Origin of the sequence: Kineococcus terrestris (assembly GCF_041020755.1) — a bacterium.
Lineage (GTDB): Bacteria > Actinomycetota > Actinomycetes > Actinomycetales > Kineococcaceae > Kineococcus > Kineococcus terrestris.
Genome location: NZ_JBEUEI010000031.1, coordinates 16723 through 39657, shown reverse-complemented (window position 1 = coordinate 39657; position 22935 = coordinate 16723). Strand labels below are relative to the sequence as shown.

Sequence of the window (22935 nt, the reverse complement as noted above, 5' to 3'; positions counted from 1 at the left end):
GCCGGACGAGGCGGACCGCTCGTCCGGCGCCGCACCCGCTCAGGCCGGTACCGGCACCGCCGCCGGGAGCGCCGGCCGCCGCAGGTGGTGCCCGGTGACGGCCTGGAACGCCGCCGCGGTGCGGAACAGGACGTCCTCCCCGCCGGGGCGGGCGATGAGCTGCGCCCCGACCGGCAGCCCGTCCGCGTCGGTCCCGCAGGGCACCGACAGGGCGGGCGCCCCCGTCAGGGACGGCAGGCCCGTGAACCGCATGAAGGCCCCGAGCAGCGGTTCGGGACGGCCCGGCTCGACCTCCACGTGCGTGGCCCCGACGGGGGTGGCGGTGAACGGCAGGGTGGGGGTCACGACGACGTCGACGTCCTCGAGAGCGCGCAGCAGCTGCTCGCGCAGGACCGCTCGGTAGCGCTGGGCCTGCAGGTAGCTGGTGGCCGGCAGGCGCGCGCCGGCCTCCAGCAGCACGCGCACGTCCCGCCCGTAGTCGCCGGGCCGCTCCCGCAGCCAGCGGTGGTGGTAGGCGCTGGGCTCGGCCGCCTCCACCGTCAGCTGCGCCGACAGGTTGCCCTCGACGTCCGGCAGCCCCACCGCGCGCACCAGGGCGCCCAGGCCGCGCAGCGCGTCCAGCAACCCGGTCACCCCCGCGGCCACGGGCGCCTGCACGTGCTCCAGCGAGTAGCCGTCCACCACGCCCAGCCGCAGCCCGTCGACACCGTCGTGCAGGCGGGCCGACGGCGCCGAGCCGGTCAGGACCGCCGTCAGCACCGCGCAGTCGCGGGCCGAGCGGGCCATCGGGCCGACGGTGTCCATGCTCCACGCCAGCGGCACGATCCCGTCGACGGCGATGCTGCCGGTGGTGGGGCGCAGCCCGGTGACGCCGTTGACGGCGCTGGGCAGCCGGATCGAACCACCCGTGTCGGTGCCCAGCGCCGCCCAGCAGGCGCCCACCGCGACGGCGACGCCCGAGCCGCCGCTGGAACCGGCCGGCGTCCTGGTCAGGTCCCACGGGTTGCGGACGGTGCCGGTGTGCGGGTTGTCCGACGTGCCGCCCCAGGCGAACTCGTGCATGGCGGTGTGGCCCACGACCACCGCGCCGGCGGAGCGCAGGGCGCGCACCACCGGCGCGTCCTCGGCGGGCACCTCCCCGGCCAGCACGGCGCTGCCGGCCGCGGTCGGCCTGCCGGCGACGGCGATGTTGTCCTTGACGGCCACGGGGACCCCGTGCAGGGGGCCGAGGCGGTGCCCGGCCGCGAGCAGCAGGTCCATGCCCTCGGCCGCGCGCACGGCGTCCTGCGCGAACACGTGCGTGAAGGCGCCCGCGCCCGCCCACTCCCGCGCCCGGTCCAGGGACGCCTCGACGACGGCGCGCGACGTGGTGCGGCCCGCAGCGATGTCCGCGGCCACGTCCACCAGGTCCGCGGGACCCACCGGCCCGTCCGCGCCGCCCGCGCCGCTCACGCCGGGCCCCCCGCCCGCGGCGGGGCGGGGAAGGCGGTCACCGGCGCCACCGCGCGGAACCGCTCGCCCGCCAGCCGCTCGTCCACCGCGGCGGCCATCGGCAGCCACTGCGCCAGCAGCTCGCGCACCTCGGCCTCCACGTCGTCGTCCGCACCGGTCCCGTCCACCACCAGCTCCTCCCGCGTCGTCCTGCGTCGTCCTGCGTCGTCCTGCACCGCCGCCCGCCCGCGCGCCCGCCGCGGCCCGGGGGCCGCGGCGGGCGCGCGAGGGTCAGGCCGGGGCCATCTCGCGGTGCAGCGGGGCCAGCTGCCCCGCGAAGCCCGAGACCGCCTCGTAGGCCGCGGCCACGCCGCACACCACGTCCTCCTCGAAGGGGCGGCCCATCACCTGCATGCCGATGGGCAGGCCGGCGGAGTCGAAGCCCGTCGGCACGGTGATGGACGGCAGGCCGGTCACGTTCGCCGGCTGGGAGAACCGGACGTACGTGGTCGTGGTGCCCTCGCGCACGCCGTCCGGCCAGACGACCTCCGGCTCCCCGGCCACGGTCGCCGTGCAGGTGAGGGTGGGGGCGGCCAGGACGTCGATCGTGGAGAACAGCTCCTTCCACGCCGCCTGCACGAGGGTCCGCAACCGCTGCGCCTTGAGGTAGTCGGTGGCCAGCACGAACTCCCCGACCTCCAGCAGCGCCCGGGTCTCCTCCGTGTACAGCTCGGGCACGGAGCGCAGCGTCTCCTGGTGGTAGGCGGTGGCCTCCGGCAGCATGAGACCCCACTCGACGGCGCCGATCCGCGAGGCCATCGGCACCTCGACCTCGACCAGCTCGGCGCCCAGCTCCCCGAGGCGGGCCACGGCCGCGGCGACGGACGCCTGCACCTCCGGCTGCAGCCGCTCGGTGAAGTAGTCGGTGGGCACGCCCACCCGCAGCCCGGTGACGTCCCGGCCGATGAGGGCGGTGAAGTCGGGGACGGGCACGTCGGCCGACCCCGGGTCGGCCCGGTCGTACCCGGCGATCGCGTTGAGGGTGATCGCCGCGTCGCGCACGGTCCGCGTCAGCGGGCCGACGTGGTCCAGGCTCCAGGACAGCGACGCCACGCCGCGGCGCGAGACCCGCCCGTAGGTGGGCTTCAGGCCGACGACCCCGCACACGGCCGCGGGGATGCGGATGGACCCGCCGGTGTCGCTGCCCATGCCGACCATGCACTCGCCCGCGGCGACGGCCGCCCCGGAACCCCCGGAGGAACCGCCGGGCACGCGCGTCGTGTCCCAGGGGTTGCGGGTCGTGGGGGTGGTCGCGCCGTAGGCGAACTCGTGCGTGTGGGTCTTGCCCACCGTGACGGCGCCGGCCGCGGCGAAGCGCTCGGCCACCGCGGAGTCGGTGTTCGGGACGTGGTCGGCCCGCACCCGCGAGCTCGACGTCGTCAGGACGCCGGCGGTGTCGTACAGGTCCTTCAGCGCCACGGGGATGCCGTGCAGGGGCCCGCGCGGGCCGCTCGCGGCGATCTCGGCCTCGGCGGCGGCGGCCGCCGCGCGCGCCCGGTCCTCGGTCACCGTGACGAAGGCGGTGATGTCGGCCTCGACGCTGTCGATGCGCGCCAGCACGGAGTCGGTCAGCTCGACGGGGGACAGCTCGCGGGCGGCGATCGCCGCGGCCGCGTCGGACAGGGTCAGCTCGTAGGGTTCCACGCTCACTCCCAGGAGGCGTTGAAGGCGGCGGCGGGCGGGGTGTCGCCGAACGGCACGCCGTCGAGGCCGGCGAGCGTCCCGAGCACCCCGTTGTAGGCGGCCAGGGCCGCGGCGGCCCGTTCCGGCGGCATCCCCAGCCCGGTCAGGGCCTCCAGGCCGCTGAAGGTCGCGGCGTCCAGTGCTCTGCTCATGCTCTCTCCCACGGGTCGGTCCGGGTGGTGCCGGGGACGTTAGGCAGCCCGGCGCGGCAGCGGAATCGGTCACCTGACGTATCCGCGGGACCGGTGCCGGCGCGCGCCGGGAAATACGTCAGGCGACGTATTCAGCCCGCGCCGCACCGCTGCCTACGGTGGCGCCCACCCCGACGGAACCACTCCGAGGAGCGCCCCCCGTGTCGATCCCGACAGCACTCCCCACCACTCCCGTAGGACGCCGGCGCGTCCTCGCCGGCGGTCTCGGCGCTGCGACCGTCTCGGCCCTCGCCGCCTGCGGCGGCGGTGCCTCCGGCCAGCAGGGACCGGGTGCCCAGACCCTCGTCATCGGCATCGAGTCCGAACCCGACGTCCTCGACCCGCAGGTCGCGGGCGGGTGGGTGACGTACCGCATCAACAAGCAGGTGTTCGACCCGCTGGTGGACGAGGACCTCACGACGCCCTCGTCCGAGGCCGCGGTGCCCGAGCTCGTCCCCGGGCTCGCGGAGAGCTGGGAGGTCTCGCCCGACGGCACCGTCTACACGTTCTCGATCCGGCAGGGCGTCACGTTCCACGACGGCACCCCGCTGGACGCCGACGCGGTCGTCTACAACATCCGCCGGATGTGGGACGAGACCGCGCCGCAGTACTCGGCGAAGGCCGCCGGCCAGACGAACTTCGTGTGGAGCTTCGTCACCGGTGTCGAGGCGACCGACCCGTCCACGGTGGTCGTCACGATGAGCCAGCCGTTCTCGCCGTTCCTGCGCCTGCTGGCCCAGGGCGGCAACGGATCGTGCTGCATCATGAGCCCGGCCTCGATCGAGGAGCACGGCGAGGACGTCGCCGACCACCCCGTCGGCACCGGCCCGTTCCGGTTCGTGCAGCGGGTCCGCGGCGAGCGCGTCGAGCTGGCCCGCTACGACGACCACTGGCGCGGCCCGGCGCAGCTCGACGGCGTCGTGTTCCGGCCCCTGCCGGACGCCTCGGCCCGCGTGGCGGCCCTGCGCAGCGGGGACGTCGACATGATCGCCGTGCCGAGCCCTGACAGCGTGGAGGCGTTGCGCGCCGAGGGCTTCCAGGTCTCGGAGGGGACCCCGCCGCACGTCTGGTACCTGTCGTTCAACATGCAGGACCAGTACACGGGCGTCCGCGAGGTCCGCCAGGCGATCAACCTGGCCATCGACCGCGAGGGCATGGCCCGGGACCTGCTGGCCGGCACGGTGAACCCCGCCTACGACGTGCAGGCGCCCGCCAACGACGCCTACGTCGAGCGCCAGGACGCCTACGCCCGCGACGTGGCCCGCGCCCGGGAGCTGCTGGCGACCGCCGGGTTCCCGGACGGGTTCCGCACGACGCTGACCACCTCGGTCGACGGCTCGGGTCAGATCGTCCCCGCCCAGATGGCGGAGTTCATCCAGCAGAACCTGGCCGAGGTCGGGATCCAGGTGGAGATCGCGACCCAGGAGTGGATCTCCTACCTGGGCACGTGGGCGCAGGGCGCCCAGCCGGGCACCGGGATGATGCAGATGTCCTGGGGCATGACGACGCCGTACTGGCTGTACATCGTCACCTCCAGCACCCTGCAGGCCCCGAACGGCCCGAACGTCGGCTACTACTCCAACCCCGAGCTCGACGACGTGATGGACCGGGCGATCCGCGCGACGGACGAGGCAGAGGCCAACGAGCTGTGGCGCCAGGCCAACGACATCGTCTCCGAGGACGCGGCCCTCGCGCCCGTCGTCAACGACAAGGCGCCCTACGTCCTGGCCGGCTACGTCGAGGGTTTCGTCTCGGCGAGCGAGGAGTGGTACGACCTGCGCTCGGTGCGGCTGGCGGAGACGTCGTGAGGGCGGTCCTGCGCAGGCTGGCCTCGACCCTGCTCGTCCTGCTGGGGGTCAGCCTCGTCGTCTTCCTGCTGCTGCAGCTGGTGCCCGGCGACCCGGCCCGCGCCGTGCTGGGCGCCGGGGCCACGGCCGAGTCCGTGGCGGCCGTCCGCGCCGAGCTGGGCCTGGACCGGCCGCTGCCGGTGCAGTTCCTGGACTACCTCGGCGGGCTCGTGCAGGGCGACTTCGGCCGCTCGCTGACCGTCCAGCAGGACGTCTCGACGCTGCTGCTGCCGCGGCTGGAGAACACCCTGGTGCTCACCGGCGCCGCGCTCCTGCTGTGCGTGCTGGTCGGCGTCCCGCTCGGGGTGCTGGCCGCCCGCCACCAGTACGGCGTGTTCGACCGGGTCGCGATGTTCGTGACGCTCGCCGGGGCCAGCGTGCCGGTCTACTGGTTCGGCCTCGTCCTCATCGGGGTGTTCGCCCTGAGCCTGGGGGTCCTGCCGACGTCGGGCATGTACAACACCCGCAACCCGGGGGGGCTGCCGGACCTGCTGGCGCACCTGGTGCTGCCGGCGGTCACGGCGGCCCTCGTCCCGCTGGCCGTCATCGCCCGGATGTCGCGCAGCGTCTTCGTCGACGTCCTGCAGCAGGACTGGGTGCGCACGCTGCGCGCCTCGGGCCTGTCGGAGCGCTCGATCCTGTGGCGGCACGGGCTGCGCAACGCCCTGCCGCCCATCGTCAACGTCGTCGGCCTGCAGGTCGGCTACCTGCTGGGTGGGGTGATCTTCGTGGAAGTGGTCTTCGGGTGGCCGGGTCTCGGCCAGCAGCTGTACACGTCCATCACGCAGCGGGACCTGCCGGTCGTGCAGGCCGGCACGCTGTTCGTGGCGCTGGCCTTCGTGCTGGTCAACCTCCTCGCGGACGTCGTGGTGGGGCTGCTCGACCCGCGCTCGCGCCGGGCGGTGACCGCGTGAACCGCACCACGACGGGGACCGCCGGGGCGGACGCCGCGGCGCCGGCCGCGGCCGGGGAGGACGGGGTGCGCGTGCCCCGCCAGCGGGACCGCCGCAGCCCGCGCCGCCCCTCGCGCGCGCGGCTCGCGGTCCGGGCGTTCTGCCGCGACCGGGTCGCCGTCGCGGCCCTCGCGGTCCTGCTCCTGGTGGCGCTGGCGTCCGTGCTCGCTCCGCTGCTCAGCCCGTACAGCCCCACCGAGGGGGACTCCTCCCTGCGGCTGCAGGGCATCGGGACGCCCGGTCACCCCCTCGGCCTGGACGGTCAGGGGCGCGACGTGCTGTCCCGGCTGCTGCACGGCGGGCGCTACTCGCTGCTGGTGGCCGTCGTCCCCGTGCTGGTCGTCTTCCCCCTCGCCCTGGCGACCGGCCTCGTGGCCGGCTACACCCGGGGCCGCACGGGGGAGGTCATCATGCGCCTGCTCGACGTCCTGTTCGCCTTCCCCCTGGTGCTGCTGGCGATCGCGCTGGCCGCCGTCCTCGGCGCGGGCCTGGGCAACGTCATGCTCGCCATCGGCATCACGCTCGTGCCGTACATGGCCCGCGTCGCGTACACGACGACGGTGCAGGAGGTCGGCAAGGACTACGTGGAGGCCGCCCGCGCCTCCGGGGCCCCCACCCGCGACGTGCTGCTGCGCGAGCTCGTCCCGAACGTCGTCTCGGCGCTGCTGGTCTACGCCACCACCCTGTGCGGCCTGATGATCGTGGTGGCCGCCGGCCTCAGCTTCCTCGGCGTCGGCATCGTCCCGCCGGCGCCGGACTGGGGGATCATGACCTCCGACGGCGCCGCCGTGCTCCTGGAGGGGAAGTTCCACGTGGCGACCGTCCCCGGCCTGGCCGTCCTCGTCGTCGCCCTGTCCTTCAACCTCCTCGGTGACGGACTGCGCGACGCCCTCGACCCCCGCAAGCAGACGAGCTGAGGGAGAACCCCGTGCGCACCGCGAACGCCACGACGAACGGCACGACAGGGGCGGGTCCCCTCCTGGACGTCCAGGACCTGAGCGTCGACTTCCACACCGACACCGGCGTGGTCCACGCCGTGCGGAACGTCGACCTGACGATCGGCCCCGGCGAGGTGCTGGGCCTGGTCGGGGAGTCGGGTTCCGGCAAGAGCGTCACCTCGCTCGCCGTCCTCGGCCTGCTCGGCACCCGCCGCGCCCGCATCACCTCCGGGCGGATCCTCTTCCAGGGCGAGGACCTGCTGACCCTGCCCCCGAAGCGGCTGCAGGCGCTGCGCGGCAGCCACGTCGGCATGGTCTCGCAGAACGCCCTCAGCGCCCTGGACCCCTCGTGCACCATCGGCGCCCACCTGGTGGAGGTGATCCGCCGGCACCAGCGGCTGGACCGGGCCGCGGCCCGCGCGAAGGCGCTGGAGTCCCTGGAGCTGGTGGCCCTGCCCGACGCGGCCCGGCGCCTGCGCTCCTACCCGCACGAGCTGTCCGGCGGGCAGCGCCAGCGCGTCGTCATCGCCCTCGCGCTGGCCTGCCGCCCGGAGCTGCTGCTCGCCGACGAGCCGACCACGGCGCTGGACGCGACCGTGCAGAAGCAGGTCCTCGACCTGCTGCTGTCCATCAACGCCGAGCTGGGCACCGCGGTCCTGCTGGTCACCCACGACTTCGGCGTCGTCTCGCACGTGTGCGACAGCGTCGCCGTCATGCGGCGCGGGCAGGTCCTCGAGCGCGGCGCGGCCGCGGCGGTGCTGCGCGACCCGCAGCACCCCTACACCCGCGCCCTGGTCGAGGCGGTGCCCCGGTTGCGGTTGTCCGAGCAGGAGCGGTCGGTGCCGCGGCAGCGGCGGCGGCTGCCGGAGTTCACCGAGGTGGCGGGAGGAGTGGGGGCGTGAGCGCGACCGTGCAGCCCCGCGGCCGGTACGAGGACCTCGTCGTCGTGCGCGACCTGCGCAAGACGTTCGGGGCGACCACCGCGGTCGACGGGGTGTCCTTCGACGTCCGGCGCGGCCAGACGTGGGGCCTGATCGGGGAGTCCGGGTCCGGCAAGACCACCACCGCGCGGATGCTGCTGGGCCTGGAACCGGCCAGCGGCGGGTCGGTGGACTTCGACGGCACCGAGATCGTCCGCGCCCGGCCCAAGACCCTGCTGGCGCTGCGCGCCCGCATGCGGATGGTCTTCCAGGACAACGGCTCGGCGTTCAACCCGCGGCGCACCGTCGGCGACCAGATCGCCTACGGCCTGCACCGCTTCGGCATCGCCGAGGGCCGCGAGGCGCGCCGTCGCGTCGTCGACCTCGTCGAGCGGGTCGGCCTGGAGGAGTCGCACCTGGGCCGCTACGTCCACGAGTTCTCCGGCGGCCAGCGCCAGCGCTTGGGCATCGCCCGCGCGCTCGTCACCGACCCCGACTTCCTCGTCCTGGACGAGCCGACCGCGGCCCTGGACGTCTCCGTGCAGGCGCAGGTGCTCAACCTCCTGAAGGACCTGCAGGCCGAGCGCGGGCTGACGATGCTCCTGGTCACCCACAACCTGGCGCTGGTGGAGCACATGTGCGACCACGCCGGGGTGCTGGAGCGCGGCCGCCTCGTGGAGGCCGGGCCCGTGGACCGGCTGCTGACCGCGCCGCGGACGGAGACGACCCGGGTCCTGCTCGACGCCGTCCTGGAGCCGGGCGCGGCCGGAGCGCGCGCGTGAGCGCCGCGTCGGGGTCGCCGGAGCTCCCCGCGGCCCCGACGACCCTCACCGCCGTCCTCGGCCACGAGGACGACCCCGGCACCGCCGAGGCCCTGCACGCCCTGCGGCACGCGGGCGCCGTGGAGGTGCTGCACGTCGACGAGGCCGACGCGCCGCGCCGCCGGCTGCGGGTCGTCTCCGACCGCGGCCGCGAGTACGCCGTGGCCCTGCCGCGCGGCACCGGCCTCGTCGACGGGGCCGTCCTGCACCTGGACCCCGCGAGCGCCGTCGTCGTGCGCACCCGCGCGGCGCAGCGGCTGCGCCTGCGGGCCGCCGACCCCGCGGCCGCCCTGCGGCTCGGCTTCCTCGCCGGTCACCTGCACTGGACCTGCGAGACCGGCGACGGCGTCCTGGACGTCGTCGTGCAGGGACGCGCCGAGGACCACCTCGCCCGGGTGGCCGACCTGCTCGCCGCGGGAGCCGTCACGCTCGAGGACCCGTGAGCGCCGGACCCGCGGGCGGGGCGCGGCTGCTGGCGGCGATGGCCCTGGGCGACTCCGCCTTCCCCTCGGGCGCCCTCGCCTTCTCCTCCGGTCTGGAGGCCGCCACCCGCACCGGCGCCGTCACGGGGGAGGACGACCTCGCCGACTTCGTCGAGGAGCAGCTGCGCCACCGCTGGCACACCGGGGACCGGGTGCTGCTGGCCCGCTGCGCGCGCGAGCCGGGGTGGGAGGGGGCGCTGCTCGTGGACGCCGAGGCCGAGCGGCTCGCCGTCGTCGACGTCCTGCGCCGCGGCTCGCGCACGGCGGGGCTGGCCCTGCTGGGCACCTTCGCCGCGCTGGGCAGCGCCCCCGCGGCCCGGCTGCGCGCCGCTGCCCTCGCCGGCCGGTCCCCCGGGCACCTGGTCACCGCCCAGGCGGTGTGCCTGCGCGACGCCGGCCTGGGACCGGCCGAGGTCGAGGCGGTCTGCTGCTGGTCGCTGGTCGCCCAGCTGACCTCGGCCGCCGTGCGCCTGGGCGTCGTCGGCCACCTGGGGGCGCAGCGGGTCACCCGGCGCGCGGTGGCCGTGGCCGGCCCGCTGCTGGCGACCGCGCCGCCGCGCGAGCCCTGGACCGGCACCGCGCTCGCCGACGTCCTCGTCGGTCTCCCGGCCGGCGACGGCCGCCTGTTCACCACCTGAACCCGCCGTACCAGGAGGACGCGTGCACCTGACGCCCACCGAGCTCGAACGCCTCACCGTGTTCACCGCCGCGGAGTTCGCCCGCCGCAACCTGCGGGCCGGGATCCCCCTGAGCCACCCGGAGGCGATCGCCTACCTGACCGACGAGGTGATGCTCGCCGCCCGGCGCGGCGAGGACCACGCGGCGGTGCGCGACCTGGCCGGGCGGCTGCTGCGCGCCGACCAGGTCGAGCCGGGGGTCGCCGAGCTGTGCCAGGTCGTCATGGTGGACGCGCCCTTCGCCGAGGGCACCAAGCTGGTCGCCCTCTTCGACCCGGTGCCCGCCACCGAGGGGGCGCTCGTGCCCGGCGAGGTGGTCGTGGGGCGGGAACCCGTCGTCCTGCCCGGACGCGACGACCGCGTCGCGGTGCGGGTGGAGAACACCGGCGACCGCGACGTGCAGGTGCGCAGCGCGACCCACTTCTTCGAGGTGAACCCCGCCCTGGACTTCGACCGGCGTGCCGCGTGGGGGCGCCGGCTCGACGTGCCCGCCGGGTCGGGTGTCCGGTTCGAACCCGGCATGCCCGTCGAGGTCCACCTCGTCCCCCTGGCCGGCGACCGCGTCGCGCACGGTTTCGCCGGCCTCGTCGACGGCCCCCTGGACGCGCCCGGCGCCTACGAGGCGGCCGCCCGCCGCGCCGCCGAGCTCGGGTTCCTCGGGGTGAGCGCCCCGTGACCGCCGTCGGCCGCGAGCGCTACGCGCGCGTGCACGGGCCCACCACGGGCGACGTGGTCCGCCTGGGCGACACCGAGCTGTTCGTCGAGGTGGAGGCCGACCTCACCGCGCGCGGCCACGAGCTGCTCGCCGGCGCCGGCAAGACCGTCCGCGACGGGGAGGGCTACCGGCCCACGTCGACCAGCTCCTCGGGGGCGCTGGACTTCGTCGTCACCGGCGCGCTGGTCGTCGACGCCGTCGTCGGGATCGTGCGCGCGGACATCGGCATCCGCGACGGCCGGATCGTCGGCGTCGGGGCCGCGGGCAACCCCGACGTCACCCCCGGGATCCACCCGGACATGGTCGTGGGCCACACGACCACCCCGATCCCCGGTGCCGGCCTCATCGCCACGGCCGGCGGCATCGAGACGCACGCGCACCTCATCTCCCCGCAGCAGGTGGAGCACGCGCTGTCCACCGGCACCACGACCCTCATCGGCGGCAGTCCCGGCCCGGCCTTCGAGGTCGCCTCCGGCAGCACGAGGAACCTCGGCCGGTTCCTGCAGGGCGCCGACGACTCGCCCGTCAACGTGGTCGCCTTCGGACGGGGTTCGTCGTGGCCCGAGGCCGTCGTGGAGTCCGTGCGGGCCGGGGCGGGGGCGGTGAAGATCCACGAGGACTTCGGCGCGAGCCCCGCCGTGGTCGACGCCACCCTGCGCGCCGCGGACGCCCACGACTTCGCCGTCCACCTGCACACCGACTCGATCAACGAGTTCGGGTTCGCCGAGCGCACGCTGGACGTCATCGGGGACCGGACGATCCACATGTACCACGTGGAGGGCGCCGGCGGCGGGCACGCTCCCGACATCATCCGCTGCGTCGGGCTGCCCAACGTCATCCCCGCCTCCACGAACCCCACGAACCCCTTCACGCCCGCGGCGCTGGAGGAGGGCGTGCCGATGACGATGGTCGCGCACCTCATGGACCCGGCCTCCCCGGAGGACGTCGCGTTCGCCGAGGCGCGCATCCGGCCCGGCACGATGGTGGCCGAGGACTTCCTGCACGACTCCGGGGCGATCTCCGTGTTCGGCAGCGACACCCAGGGCATGGGCCGGGTCGCCGACAACATCGCCAACTGCTGGCAGCTGGCCTCCGTCATGAAGGACCGCGTCGGGCGGCTGCCCGAGGAGACGACGCGCTGGGCCGACAACGAGCGCGTCAAGCGCTACGTCGCCAAGTACACGGTGAACCCGGCGATCTCCATCGGCGCCGCACACCTCATCGGGTCGCTGCAGCCGGGCAGGACGGCCGACGTCGTCCTGTGGCCGTTCGCCTCCTTCGGCGTCAAACCCTCCCTGGTCCTCAAGGGCGGCTACGTCGCGTGGGCGGCGCTGGGGGACGCCAACGGCAGCATCTCCTCCGCCCAGCCGGTCCTGCAGCGGCGCAACTGGGGGGCCATGGGCCGCGCCGCGGCGCGCACCTCGGTGAACCTCGTCTCACGGCTGGCCGCGGACGACGGCGCGGGGGAGCGGTTGGGCCTCAGCAAACCGTGCGTGCCCATCACGTCGGTGCGCGGGCTGCGCAAGGCCGACATGGTCCGCAACTCCCACCTGCCGGTGGTCGAGGTGGACCCGCGCACCTACGAGGTGCGCGCCGACGGCGTGCTGCTGCACGCACCGCCCGCCACCCGCGTCCCCCTCAACCGGAGGTACCTGCTGCGATGAGCGCCCCCACCCCGGCCACCCCTGCCCCGCCCGCCGTCCCCGGCGCCGCCCGCGTCGGCATCGGCGGCCCCGTCGGCAGCGGCAAGACCGCGCTCGTCGAGCGGCTGCTCGCCGAGTTCGCCGCGCGCGGCACCGTCGTCTCCGTCATCACCAACGACCTGGTGACGGCCGAGGACGCCGAGCGGGTCCGCCGCTCCGGTCTGGTGGACCCCGAGCGGGTCGTGGCCGTCGAGGCCGGCGGCTGCCCGCACACGGTCATCCGCGAGGACCCCTCCCTCAACCTCGCCGCCGCCGACCGCCTCGAGCAGCGCTTCCCCGACACCCGCCTGCTGCTGCTGGAGAGCGGCGGGGACAACCTGGCCTCGACGTTCTCCCGCGACCTCGTCGACTACTGGATCTTCGTCATCGACGTCGCGGGCGGCGACGACATCCCCCGCAAGCGCGGCCCCGGGGTGCTGCGGGCGGACCTGCTCGTCGTCAACAAGACCGACCTGGCCCCGCACGTGGGCGCCGACCTGCCGCGCATGCTCGCCGAGGCCGAGCAGGTCCGCGAGGGCCGACCTGTCCTGCGCACCGACCTGCGCGCCGGGCACGGGGTCGCCGCGGTCGCCGACGCCCTCGAGCGCGACGTCCTCTTCACGTGAGCGGCGACCCCCCGCCCGACCTCGGCGTCGACCTGCTGCTCGAACCCGTCGGTGGCCGGATCCGTCTGCAGCGCAGCGTCTCCCGTTGGCCGTCGCTGGTGCAGAAGCTGTTCCGCGACGACGCCGACCCGCTGTGCGGGACGGTCGTCGTCCAGCAGTCGGGCGGCGGACTGCACCCCGGGGACGTGCGCTCGACCCGCGTCGCCGCCGCCGGCGGCGTCCGCGCCCGGGTGGTCGGCCAGGGCGCCACGCTCGTGCACGCCGTGCCGGGGCGCCCCGGGCCGCTGGAGACCGCGGAGCTGACCGCCGCCGGCGGGGCCGTGCTCGTGCACCACCCCGAGCCGCGCGTCGTCCTGCCCGGAGCCGTCCACCGCGCCCGGACCGCGCTGGCCGTCGACGCGACCTCGACGGTCGTGGCCGTCGAGGCGCAGGTCCTGCACCCCGGGTGCCTGCGGCCCGCCGGCGCGGCGGACGGCGGGGCGGGAGGCGTCGACACGCGCAGCGTCGTCGAGGTGCGGGTCGGCGGCGAGCTGCGCGCCGTCGACCGGACCGGTGTCCAGGGCCTGCCGGCGTCCGTCCGCCGGTGGCCGGCGCAGGCCGTCGTGCACGTCGTCGGCGCACCGGCCCCCGCACCGGTCGTGCCCGCGGTGGACGGGAGCCTGGCCGCGGTCTCGGCGCTGCCCGGCGGGGCCGGGTGGAGCGCGCGGGTCGTCGCCGTGGACGGCCTGGCGCTGCGGCGGTGCCTCGACGCGGTCCTCGCCGCCACCGCCGCCGGGCTCAGGCCGACAGGAGCAGCCCGTCGCGCACGGCCCGCGTCGCCGCCTCCGTCCGGCTGCGCGCGCCCAGCTTCGTGAGGATGTGCTCCACGTGGGTGGAGACCGTGCGCCGGCTGGCGTGCAGGGCCTCGGCGATCTCCTGGTTGGACAGCCCCTCGGTCAGGCCCGCGAGCACCTCCAGCTCCCGGCGCGACAGGCTGCCCGGCACCGGGCCGCGCACGGCCGTGGCCACCGTCGTGGCCACCGTCGTCGGCCGCGCCCCCCGCGCGGGCAGCCGCACGTGCCACGGCGCGCGCTCACCGCGCTCCCAGACGAGGAAACCCGTGCTGCCCCGCGCGACCTCCCGCCGCAGGGCCGCCAGCAGCTCCTGCGGCGTCGGCTCGCCGCCCAGCGGGGTGCAGACCCCGGAGGCGGACACCGCGATCCGCAGCCCCCCGGGCTCCGGGGCGTCGCCGTCCCCGGTCGGCGGGACCGGGCCGGAGACCATCTCGGCCATCCGCGCCGACAGCAGGCCGAGCATCTCCACCGCGGCCGCGTGCGGGTGGGTCGCCGAGTCGGTGTTCAACGTCAGCATCCCGGCGTAGCTGCCGTCGCCGCGGAAGAACGGCGCCGTCATGCCCTCGCGGTAGCCGGAGGGCCGCAGGCTCTCGCGGATGATCCAGGACTCGTCCGGGCGGAACGGCATGTCGCGCCAGGGGACCGGCGCGCGCCGGGACACCGTCACGTGCCACGTCGGGTCCTGCAGGTAGGCCTCGCCGTTCAGGTGCGCCAGCTGCGCGTCGCGGTACCCGGAGTCCGCGACCACCGCGTGGCTCGACGTCGTCTCGTCCCAGGCCGCGATGGAGGCGCCCACGAACGGCACGAGGGCCCGCAGCTCCTCCAGCGCCTCGGCGGCGCGGACCGAGCGGGGGGCGTCCTGGGTGACCGCACCGGCGATCCGTCCAGCGGCGGTCGCCGCGCTCTGCCAGTCCATGACCGCACGCTAGGTCGGCGCGGCCCGGCGGTGGCCCGCGGAAACCAGGTGGAAACGAGAGTTTGACGGCCGGGAAACCGCCCCGCCGCTCCCGGTCGGCGCGGCCGAGCGGGTGACGCGGCGCCGCGCGGCTGCAGCCGCGCGGCGCGCGTGCCGAGGTGGGGCGCGTGAGCCAGCGCGACACCCCCTCCCACGGGCGCGGCGGGCGCCGCCGGGCGCTGCGCGCCGCCGCGTCGGCCCTCGTCGCCGGCGCCCTCCTCGCGGCGACCGCGGTCCCGTCGCTCGCCGCGCCCACCGGGTCCACCAGGTCCACCGCGCTCACCGGGCCCACCGGGTCCGCTGAGCGCTCGGTCCTGCTCCCGCCGCTGGAGGGCACCGCCGACTACCAGATCGGTGGCGCCTACCCGCCCGCGGCGGGCGTCAGCGTCGTCGTGCGCGACCGCGCCGAGCGGCCCGCGCCGGGCGTGTACTCCGTCTGCTACGTCAACGCCTTCCAGACCCAGCCGGGCGAGCGCGCCCGCTGGCGCCCCGAGCTGCTGCTGCGCGACCGGACCGGGACGCCGGTCCGCGACGCGGACTGGCCCGACGAGGTCCTGCTGGACACCTCCGGTCCCGCGCAGCGCGCCGGGATCGCCGCCGTCGTGGGGCCGTGGCTCGACGACTGCGCCGCCCGCGGTTTCCGGGCCGTGGAGCTGGACAACCTGGACTCGTGGACCCGCTCGGGCGGGCGCCTGACGCAGCGGGACGCGCTGGCGCTGGCGGGGCTGCTGGCCCGGCGCGCGCACGCCGCCGGGCTCGCCGTGGCGCAGAAGAACGCGCCGGAGACCACCCGCGAGCAGGCGCGCGCGGCGGGGTTCGACTTCGCCGTCGCCGAGGACTGCGAGCGCCACCGCGAGTGCGGCGCCTACACGGCCGTGCACGGGCGGCGGGTGCTGGAGGTCGAGCACACCGACGGCGGCCGCGCGGCGTTCGAGCGCGCCTGCCGCGTGCGCGGCGGCACCGTCCACGTCGTCCTGCGCGACCGCGACGTCCTGCCGCGCGGGCGCGGCGGGCACGTCAGCGCGTCCTGCTGAGCCCCGCGGGCCCGCCCCGGACGCCCGCTCAGAGGCGGGGCAGCACCCCGGCCAGCAGGCGCGCGCAGCGCGGGCCGGCCTCGCGGCCGGCCTCCAGGACCTCCTCGTGCGAGAGCGGCTCGTCGCTCACCCCGGCCGCCAGGTTCGTCACGAGGGAGAACCCGAGGACCTCCAGGCCGGCGTGGCGGGCGGCCACGGCCTCCAGCGCCGTGGACATGCCGACGAGGTCGGCGCCCAGGACCCCGGCCATGCGCACCTCGGCGGGCGTCTCGTACTGCGGGCCGCGGAACTGCGCGTAGACGCCCTCGGGCAGGTCCGGGTCGACCTCGCGCGCCACCCCGCGCAGCCGCGCGGAGTACAGGTCGGTCATGTCCACGAACGTGGCGCCCTCCAGCGGGGAGGCGCCCGTGAGGTTCAGGTGGTCGGAGATGAGGACGGGGGAGCCGGGGCCCACGGTCGGGTCGAGGCCGCCGCAGCCGTTGGTCAGCACGACGGTGCGGCACCCGGCCGCGGCGGCCGTGCGCACGCCGTGGGCCACGGCCCGCACCCCGCGGCCCTCGTAGAAGTGGGTGCGCGGCAGGACGAGGGCGTGCAGCGGGCCGGCGCCGTCGCGCTCGACGCGCAGGGACTTCGCGGTGCCGCGGTGGCCGACGACGGCGGGGGCGCTGAACCCGGGCAGGTCCGTGCCGGGGACCTCGGCGACGAGCTCGCCGAGGGTGTCGGCGGACGCCGCCCACCCCGAGCCCAGGACGAGGGCGACGTCGTGGCGCTCGACGCCGGTCACCTCCGCCAGCCGGGCGGCGGCCGCCGCGGCGAGGTCGAACGGGTCGTCGGCGGGCGCGCTGGTCGTCACGGCGCCCAGCGTAGGGGCGCGGCGCGCGGGCCGCGGGGCGGACCGTCCCCCGGGCGGGGGCCGGGCGTCGTCGGGGTCGGGCGTCGTCGGGGTCAGGCGTCGTTCGAGCGGCAGGGCCGCGCGCGCAGCGCCATGACGTAGTCGTGCGGGGCGCCGCCGGCCTCGGCGGCGTCGGCCAGCCGCCCCAGGTAGGTCGCCGTCGGCAGCCCGCCCTCGTAGTCGTCCAGCACGTACGTCCACGCCACGACGTCCCCGTCGAGGGTCGTCACCCGCACCCGCACCTTGCGGAACAGCCCGATGTCCATGCCCTCCAGGGCGTCCATGCGCGCCTCGTCGGCCTCGGTCACGTCGTACAGCGCGACGAACACCTGCTCCTCGCGGTGCTCGCCGTCGCCCTCGACGACGGTGGCCAGCGGCCCCTGCCAGCTGCGGTCCTCCCCGCCGAAGGTCAGGCGCCAGCCGGTCAGCCAGCCGGTGGAGCGCAGCGGCGAGTGCGGAGCCTTCTGCGCCATCGTCTCGGGGTCGAGGTTGGTGGCGTAGGCGGCGTAGGCGGGCACGACGACAGAGGGTAGAGGAGGCACGTCACACCCCCGGTCGGCCCCGCGGGGTGACCGGGACCCCCGCGCTGCGCGACCATGGGGGGGTGAGCACCAGCGCCACGTCCTCCGTAGCGTCCCCCGTCGCCCAGCAGCAGCGCGTCGCCGTCCTCGGCGGCGGCCCGGGCGGGTACGAGGCCGCCCTCGTCGCCGCCCAGCTCGGCGCCGACGTCACCGTCGTCGAGCGCGACGGCCTGGGCGGCTCGACCGTCCTCACCGACGTCGTCCCGTCCAAGACCCTCATCGCCACCGCCGAGCTCATGGCCACCGTCGGCGGCGCCACCGAGCTGGGGGTCCGCTTCCCCGGCGGCCCCACCTCCGACACCGAGCCGGCCGGCGCCGTCAGCGTCGACCTGGGCCGCGTGCACCAGCGGGTCAAGTCCCTGGCGTTCGCGCAGTCGATGGACATCCGCGCCCGCCTGGAGAAGGAGGGCGTGAAGGTCCTCAACGGCTCCGGGCGCCTGGACGGCCCGCAGGCCCTCGTCGTCACCGACGGCGAGGACGCGGGCGCCCGCGTGGAGGCCGACGTCGTCCTGCTCAGCACCGGCTCGCGCCCGCGCACGCTGCCCGACGCGCAGCCCGACGGCGAGCGGATCCTCACCTGGAAGCAGGTCTACGACGTCGAGGAGCTGCCCGAGCACCTGGTCGTCGTCGGCTCGGGCGTCACGGGCGCGGAGTTCGCCAGCGCCTACGACGCCCTCGGCGCGCACGTCACCCTCGTCTCCAGCCGCGACCGGGTGCTGCCCGGCGAGGACGCCGACGCCGCCGAGGTGCTCGAGGAGGTCTTCCGCCGCCGCGGCATGAACGTCGTCTCTCGCTCGCGGGCCGAGTCCGTCGTCCGGCACGGCGACAGCGTCGTCGTCACCCTGTCCGACGGGCGCACCGTCGAGGGCTCGCACTGCCTCGTCGCGGTCGGCTCGGTGCCCAACACGCAGGACATCGGCCTGCAGGAGGCCGGCGTGTGGACGTCGGAGTCCGGGCACGTGGACGTCGACAAGGTCTCGCGCACCTCCGCGCGCGGCGTGTACGCGGCCGGCGACTGCACGGGGGTCTTCCCGCTGGCGTCGGTGGCGGCCATGCAGGGGCGCATCGCCATGTGGCACGCCCTGGGCGACACGGTCGCGCCGCTGAAGCTGCGCTCGGTGGCCTCCACCGTGTTCACCTCCCCGGAGATCGCCACCGTCGGGTGGACGCAGGCGCAGATCGACTCCGGCGAGGCGCAGGGCGAGATCGTCAAGCTGCCGCTGTCCACGAACGCGCGCGCGAAGATGCTCGGCATCCACGACGGTTTCGTGAAGCTGTTCTGCCGCACCGGCTCGGGCACCGTCATCGGCGGCGTGGTCGTCGCACCGCGGGCCAGCGAGCTGATCTTCCCGGTGACGCTGGCGGTGGAGAAGCGGCTCAACGTCGACGACGTCGCGCACGCCTTCTCCGTCTACCCCTCGCTGTCCGGGTCGCTGGCCGAGGCCGCCCGCCAGCTGCACGTCATGGCGGACTGAGCGGTGCGGGCGGGACGGGCGGGGGCGTGAGCAGCGAGCGGGTGCAGGCCTTCCTCGACGAGCGCGCCCCCGGCCTGCGCGTCGAGCACCCGGGCACGGACACCTCCACCGTCGCCGCGGCCGCCGCCGCGCTGGGGGTGGAACCCGGGCAGATCGCCAAGACCCTGGCGCTGCGCGCGGGGGAGCGCTCGCTGCTGGTGGTCGCCGCCGGCACCGCCCGCCTGGACGGGGCGAAGTTCAAGGCGCGCTTCGGGGCGAAGCCGCGGATGCTGAGCGCGGCCGAGGCGCAGGAGCTCACCGGCCAGCCGGTGGGCGGGATCTCCCCGTTCGGGCACCCCGCACCGCTGGAGGTGCACTGCGACGAGTCCCTGCGCGCCTTCGACGTCGTGCACCCCGCCGGCGGCAGCCCGGACAGCGCGGTGCGGCTGAGCCCGGACCGGCTGGCGGAGCTGACCGGCGGCGACTGGGTCGACGTCACCCGCTGAACCGCGGGGTCCCTCAGACGTCGGCGCTGCGCCGCCGCCGCACCTGGCCCGCCACGGCCAGCGCCACGGCCAGCGCGAGGAGCGCGTAGACGACGACCGTCACGGGGCTCGCGACCAGCGCCGCGGGGTCGCCCTGGCTGATGGCCAGGGTGTTGCGCAGGTTCGTCTCCGCGAGCGGGCCGAGGATCACCGCGATGAGCACCGGCGCCAGGGGCACGTCGTGCCGGCGCATGAGGAAGCCGAGCAGGCCCAGCAGGAGCAGCAGCCACAGGTCGACGACCGAGCCGGCGGAGGCGTAGATGCCGAGCCCGGCGAAGACGGCGATGCCCGCGTACAGGTACTGGCGGGGGATCAGCAGCAGCTTCGCCCACAGGGGCGCGAACGGCAGGTTCAGCACGAGCAGCACGAACAGGCCGATGAACAGGCTGGCGATCAGCGCCCACACCAGGTCCCCGGCGCGCTGGAACAGCAGCGGGCCGGTCTGGATGCCGAACTGCTGGAAGGCGCCCAGCAGGATCGCCGCGGTGGCCGACGTCGGCAGGCCGAGCGCGAGCAGCGCCCCCATCGCGGTGCCGGCGGTCGCGTTGCCCGCGGCCTCCGGGCCGGCGACCCCGCGGATCGCGCCGCGCCCGAACTGCGGCCGGCGGCGGCGGGCGTCCAGGCGCCGCTCCGTCCCGTACGCCAGGAAGGTCGGCACCTCCGAGCCGCCGACGGGGACGACGCCGAACGGCACGCCGAACGCGGTGCCGCGCAGCCACGCGGGCAGCGCCTCGCGGAACTCCGCGCGCGACAGGAACGGGCGCCCCCGCACGGCGACGAGCCGGTCCCCGCTGCGCCAGCGCGAGCGCGAGGCGACGTGCAGGACCTCCCCGAGGGCGAGCAGCCCGACCGTGATGACGACGATGCCGACGCCGTCGAACAGCTGCGGCACGCCCAGCGTGTACCGGACCGTGCCGGTCTGGCTGTCGATGCCGACGACCCCGATCGTGAAGCCGATCACCAGCGCCGCCAGCCCCTTGAGCGCGGAGTCGGCGACGACGAAGGCCGTCGCGACGAAGGCGAACGCCGTGAGGGCGAAGAACTCCGCCGGCCCGAACGCCGAGGCCAGGGTCGCGAACACGGGCGCCCCGAGGGCGACGACGGTGGTGGCGATGAGGCCACCGGTGAAGGCGCCGATCGCCGAGGCCGCCAGCGCCTGCGGCGCCCGCCCGTCCAGGGCCATCCGGTGCCCCTCGAAGGTGGCCGCGATGGCCGAGGAGTTGCCGGGGGTGTTCAGCAGGATGCCGGTGATCGAGTCGCCGAACAGCCCGCCGTAGTAGACGCCGGCGAACATGATGAGCGCCCCGGTCGGGTCCAGGGCGAACGTCACCGGCAGCAGCAGCGCCACCGCCATCGAGGAACCGAGGCCGGGCAGCACGCCGACGGCGGTGCCGAGCAGGGCGCCGAGGAAGACCCACAGGAGGTTGGCGGGGGACAGGGCGGTCGAGAAACCGCCCGCGAGGTCGGCGAGGGCGTCCACGCGCGCTCCCCTACAGCCCCAGCAGCCCGGCGGGCAGGTTCAGGCCGAGGCCCGCCCCGAACGCCAGCTGCACGACCGAGGCGACGGCCAGCGCGACGCCGGCGTCGAACAGGCGGCGCCGGCTGCCCAGCGCCTGCGCGGTGCCCCAGAACAGCCACGTCCCGGCGACCAGCCAGCCCAGCGGCACCAGCACCGCGGTGAAGACGGCGAACGTGGCCGCGACCAGGGCCACCGCCCGCCAGTCGGTGGGCGCGGTGCCCGGCTCGTCCCCGTCACCGACAGCGCCGTCCCCGACAGCGCGGACCTCCCGGTGGGCGCGGCGGCGCTCGCGCACGGCGTCGAGGGCGAGGCCTGCCACCACGACCCAGGCGAGGACGAGCACGAGGAGGGGGAAGAACCGCGGGCCAGGGCCGCCGTCGCCGCCCTCGCGCACGTCCATGACGAGGAGCCCGTGGGTCAGGTACACGGCGAAGGCCGTCACGACGGCGGCCATCGCGAACGACCCGCGCGCCGGTCCCGGCGGCGCCGGCCGCGGGGCCGCCGGTGCCCCGGGTGGCCCGGACGGCTCGTGCGCGGCGGACGGGGCGGGCGACGGGGTGCTCACAGGCCGGCCTCCTCGAGGATCGCCCGGACCCGGGCGACCTCCTCGTCGATGAACGTGGTCAGCTCCTCGCCGACGAGCTGGCTGTCGACCCACCGGTTGCGCTCGAGGGTCTCGCGCCACTCCGGCGTCGCGAGGGTCTCGGTGACGATGTCGGTCAGCTCCTGCCGGTCCTCCTCGTCCAGGCCCGGCGGGGCCAGCAGGCCGCGCCAGTTGCCCTGGTGCACGTCGTAGCCGAGCTCGTACAGGGTCGGGACGCCGAGCTCGGGCTGCGGTTCGGGCGCGGAGACGGCCAGGGCGCGCAGCGTGCCGGCCTCGACCTGGTCGGCGAACTCGTTCCAGCCGCTGATGCCCACGTCGCTGGCACCGGACAGCAGCGCCTGGATCGCCTCGCCGCCGCCGGAGTAGGCGATGTAGTTGACCTCCGTGGCCGGCACGTCCACGGCCAGGGCGAGCTGGGCGGCCAGCAGCTGGTCGGTGCCGCCCAGCGAACCGCCGCCGACGGCGACCGCGCCGGGGTCCTCGCGCCAGGCGGCCACGAGGTCGTCCACCGAGCGCAGCGGGGAGTCCGCGGGCACCACGAGGACCTCGTAGTCGTCGGTCGTGCGGGCGATCGGCGTGACGTCGTCGATGCCGACGGGGCTGTCGTTGATCTCGACGCCGCCGACCATGACGGTGCCGGTGACCATCAGCACGTCGCCCCGCCCCCCCATCTCCTGCAGCTGGGCCAGGCCGATGGTGCCGGCGGCGCCGGGGACGTTGACCACCTGCGGGTTGGTGACCACGCCCGCCTCGCGCATGGCCGCCTGCAGCTGGCGGGCCAGGGTGTCCCAGCCGCCGCCCGGTGAGGCGGGCGCGATGATCGTCAGCCCGCTGCGCGCCCCCGACAGCGTGCCCGTGCTGCGGGCGTCCCAGGCCGCCAGCAGCACCAGGGGGACCAGCAGCGCCACCCCCACGACGCCCTTGACGCGCTGGTGCACGAGACCCTCCTCGTCGAGCGGCTCACGTCCCGCCGTCGGGCGGTGGCGCGGACGTCGCCGCGACGTGTCGACGCGCGGCGTCCGGGCGCGCACGATACCCGCGGAGGCGCCGGGCGGCGCCCGTGCGCGCCGGTGGAGAGGGAGTGGTGGCGGTGACGGTCCTCGTGGGCTGGTCGGGCACGGACGAGGGCGCCGCGGCGCTGGAGCGGGGGGCGGCCGAGGCGAGGCTGCGGGACCTGCCGCTGGCGGTGCTGGACCTCAGCGAGCGCGACGACCACGGCGAGGCCGCGCGGCGCGCCGTGGCCGCGCTCGACCCGGCGCCCCCGTCGGCGCAGGTGCTGCGCCGGCCCGAGCACCAGGACCCGGTCGACGCGCTGCTGGACGCCGTGCCCGGCGCGGGGGCCGAGCTGGTCGTCGTGGGGACCCGGCGGCGCTCGCCGGTGGGCAAGTTCCTGCTGGGCAGCACGGCGCAGCGGATCGTCCTGGGCGCCGACGTGCCCGTGCTCGTCGTCAAGGCGGGCCGCCGGGCCTGAGCGTCGGCGGGGCGCCGGCGG

General features: G+C 76.1%; 25 protein-coding genes. 15 read left to right on the top strand and 10 right to left on the bottom strand.

The annotated features are described in order from the left end of the window. Positions 1–39: 39 nt before the first annotated feature. The 4 genes from AB8M62_RS16385 to AB8M62_RS16370 form a co-directional block, all read right to left on the bottom strand. Positions 40–1452, bottom strand: a complete 1413-nt coding sequence (locus tag AB8M62_RS16385) for an amidase (RefSeq protein WP_369070228.1) — start codon at positions 1450–1452, stop codon at positions 40–42. Then, a complete protein-coding gene (locus tag AB8M62_RS16380; RefSeq protein ID WP_369051951.1) occupies positions 1449–1619 on the bottom strand; it encodes a hypothetical protein in 171 nt (56 codons plus the stop codon). Before AB8M62_RS16380 ends, AB8M62_RS16385 begins: the two co-directional genes overlap by 4 nt. Positions 1620–1722: 103 nt before the next feature. Further along, positions 1723–3135 (bottom strand): amidase, encoded by a 1413-nt coding sequence (locus AB8M62_RS16375; RefSeq protein ID WP_369070227.1) that lies wholly within the window; start codon positions 3133–3135, stop codon positions 1723–1725. 2 nt (positions 3136–3137) lie between these two features. Continuing rightward, positions 3138–3326: a hypothetical protein gene (locus tag AB8M62_RS16370; RefSeq protein WP_369051953.1), complete on the bottom strand. Its 189-nt coding sequence runs from the start codon at positions 3324–3326 to the stop codon at positions 3138–3140. A gap of 200 nt (positions 3327–3526) precedes the next feature. Here AB8M62_RS16370 and AB8M62_RS16365 point away from each other — a divergent pair, with 200 nt between their 5' ends. Genes AB8M62_RS16365 through AB8M62_RS16315 form a run of 11 tightly spaced genes read left to right on the top strand, consistent with a single transcriptional unit; the run spans position 3527 to position 13880 of the window. Then, positions 3527–5173 carry an ABC transporter substrate-binding protein gene (locus tag AB8M62_RS16365; protein WP_369051954.1) on the top strand — a complete coding sequence of 549 codons (1647 nt, stop codon included), beginning with the start codon at positions 3527–3529 and terminating at the stop codon, positions 5171–5173. Next, positions 5170–6126, top strand: a complete 957-nt coding sequence (locus AB8M62_RS16360; RefSeq protein WP_369051955.1) for an ABC transporter permease — start codon at positions 5170–5172, stop codon at positions 6124–6126. The genes AB8M62_RS16365 and AB8M62_RS16360 overlap by 4 nt, the downstream gene beginning before the upstream one ends. Beyond that, the gene (locus AB8M62_RS16355; RefSeq protein WP_369051956.1) at positions 6123–7082 is read left to right on the top strand and encodes an ABC transporter permease; all 960 of its coding nucleotides are present in this window, start codon (positions 6123–6125) and stop codon (positions 7080–7082) included. Before AB8M62_RS16360 ends, AB8M62_RS16355 begins: the two co-directional genes overlap by 4 nt. 11 nt (positions 7083–7093) lie before the next feature. Beyond that, a complete protein-coding gene (locus tag AB8M62_RS16350) occupies positions 7094–8005 on the top strand; it encodes an ABC transporter ATP-binding protein (protein WP_369051957.1) in 912 nt (303 codons plus the stop codon). Then, positions 8002–8805: an ATP-binding cassette domain-containing protein gene (locus tag AB8M62_RS16345; protein ID WP_438822149.1), complete on the top strand. Its 804-nt coding sequence runs from the start codon at positions 8002–8004 to the stop codon at positions 8803–8805. The genes AB8M62_RS16350 and AB8M62_RS16345 overlap by 4 nt, the downstream gene beginning before the upstream one ends. After that, complete coding sequence (locus tag AB8M62_RS16340) at positions 8802–9287, top strand: urease accessory protein UreE (RefSeq protein ID WP_369070226.1); 486 nt, start codon at positions 8802–8804, stop codon at positions 9285–9287. Before AB8M62_RS16345 ends, AB8M62_RS16340 begins: the two co-directional genes overlap by 4 nt. After that, complete coding sequence (locus AB8M62_RS16335) at positions 9284–9964, top strand: urease accessory protein UreF (protein WP_369070225.1); 681 nt, start codon at positions 9284–9286, stop codon at positions 9962–9964. The genes AB8M62_RS16340 and AB8M62_RS16335 overlap by 4 nt, the downstream gene beginning before the upstream one ends. A gap of 22 nt (positions 9965–9986) precedes the next feature. Next, positions 9987–10679, top strand: coding sequence for an urease subunit beta (gene ureB, locus AB8M62_RS16330; protein ID WP_369051960.1), 693 nt, complete (start codon positions 9987–9989; stop codon positions 10677–10679). Continuing rightward, entirely contained in the window at positions 10676–12382 is a 1707-nt protein-coding gene (gene ureC / locus AB8M62_RS16325; RefSeq protein ID WP_369051961.1) for an urease subunit alpha, read from the top strand. Before ureB ends, ureC begins: the two co-directional genes overlap by 4 nt. Then, the gene (gene ureG / locus AB8M62_RS16320; RefSeq protein ID WP_369070224.1) at positions 12379–13026 is read left to right on the top strand and encodes an urease accessory protein UreG; all 648 of its coding nucleotides are present in this window, start codon (positions 12379–12381) and stop codon (positions 13024–13026) included. Before ureC ends, ureG begins: the two co-directional genes overlap by 4 nt. Continuing rightward, positions 13023–13880, top strand: coding sequence for an urease accessory protein UreD (locus tag AB8M62_RS16315; RefSeq protein ID WP_369051963.1), 858 nt, complete (start codon positions 13023–13025; stop codon positions 13878–13880). The genes ureG and AB8M62_RS16315 overlap by 4 nt, the downstream gene beginning before the upstream one ends. On the opposite strand, the gene AB8M62_RS16310 is transcribed toward AB8M62_RS16315, so the two are convergent. Beyond that, positions 13804–14775, bottom strand: coding sequence for a response regulator transcription factor (locus AB8M62_RS16310; protein WP_369070223.1), 972 nt, complete (start codon positions 14773–14775; stop codon positions 13804–13806). The two genes, AB8M62_RS16315 and AB8M62_RS16310, sit on opposite strands and share 77 nt — an antisense overlap. A 167-nt stretch (positions 14776–14942) precedes the next feature. Between AB8M62_RS16310 and AB8M62_RS16305 the strand changes: the two genes are divergently transcribed. Beyond that, positions 14943–15848 carry an endo alpha-1,4 polygalactosaminidase gene (locus AB8M62_RS16305; protein WP_369070222.1) on the top strand — a complete coding sequence of 302 codons (906 nt, stop codon included), beginning with the start codon at positions 14943–14945 and terminating at the stop codon, positions 15846–15848. A gap of 28 nt (positions 15849–15876) precedes the next feature. Here the strand turns inward: AB8M62_RS16305 and AB8M62_RS16300 are convergent, their stop codons facing one another. Beyond that, positions 15877–16701: a purine-nucleoside phosphorylase gene (locus tag AB8M62_RS16300; protein ID WP_369051966.1), complete on the bottom strand. Its 825-nt coding sequence runs from the start codon at positions 16699–16701 to the stop codon at positions 15877–15879. 92 nt (positions 16702–16793) lie between these two features. Beyond that, the gene (locus AB8M62_RS16295; RefSeq protein ID WP_369051967.1) at positions 16794–17258 is read right to left on the bottom strand and encodes a gamma-glutamylcyclotransferase; all 465 of its coding nucleotides are present in this window, start codon (positions 17256–17258) and stop codon (positions 16794–16796) included. Positions 17259–17344: 86 nt separating this feature from the next. Here AB8M62_RS16295 and AB8M62_RS16290 point away from each other — a divergent pair, with 86 nt between their 5' ends. Together AB8M62_RS16290 and AB8M62_RS16285 are read left to right on the top strand one after the other, a co-directional pair. Next, complete coding sequence (locus AB8M62_RS16290; RefSeq protein WP_369070220.1) at positions 17345–18796, top strand: NAD(P)H-quinone dehydrogenase; 1452 nt, start codon at positions 17345–17347, stop codon at positions 18794–18796. A 26-nt stretch (positions 18797–18822) separates the two neighbouring features. Next, positions 18823–19281: a YbaK/EbsC family protein gene (locus tag AB8M62_RS16285; RefSeq protein WP_369051969.1), complete on the top strand. Its 459-nt coding sequence runs from the start codon at positions 18823–18825 to the stop codon at positions 19279–19281. 13 nt (positions 19282–19294) lie between these two features. Here the strand turns inward: AB8M62_RS16285 and AB8M62_RS16280 are convergent, their stop codons facing one another. The 3 genes from AB8M62_RS16280 to AB8M62_RS16270 all read right to left on the bottom strand — a co-directional run bounded on the left by AB8M62_RS16280 (position 19295) and on the right by AB8M62_RS16270 (position 22381). Beyond that, positions 19295–20800 carry a tripartite tricarboxylate transporter permease gene (locus AB8M62_RS16280; protein WP_369070219.1) on the bottom strand — a complete coding sequence of 502 codons (1506 nt, stop codon included), beginning with the start codon at positions 20798–20800 and terminating at the stop codon, positions 19295–19297. 10 nt (positions 20801–20810) lie between these two features. Beyond that, complete coding sequence (locus tag AB8M62_RS16275; RefSeq protein ID WP_369070218.1) at positions 20811–21293, bottom strand: tripartite tricarboxylate transporter TctB family protein; 483 nt, start codon at positions 21291–21293, stop codon at positions 20811–20813. Between the two features lie 107 nt (positions 21294–21400). Further along, positions 21401–22381: a Bug family tripartite tricarboxylate transporter substrate binding protein gene (locus AB8M62_RS16270; RefSeq protein WP_369070217.1), complete on the bottom strand. Its 981-nt coding sequence runs from the start codon at positions 22379–22381 to the stop codon at positions 21401–21403. 146 nt (positions 22382–22527) lie between these two features. Between AB8M62_RS16270 and AB8M62_RS16265 the strand changes: the two genes are divergently transcribed. Next, the gene (locus AB8M62_RS16265; protein WP_369051973.1) at positions 22528–22914 is read left to right on the top strand and encodes a universal stress protein; all 387 of its coding nucleotides are present in this window, start codon (positions 22528–22530) and stop codon (positions 22912–22914) included. The last annotated feature ends 21 nt before the right edge of the window (positions 22915–22935 follow it).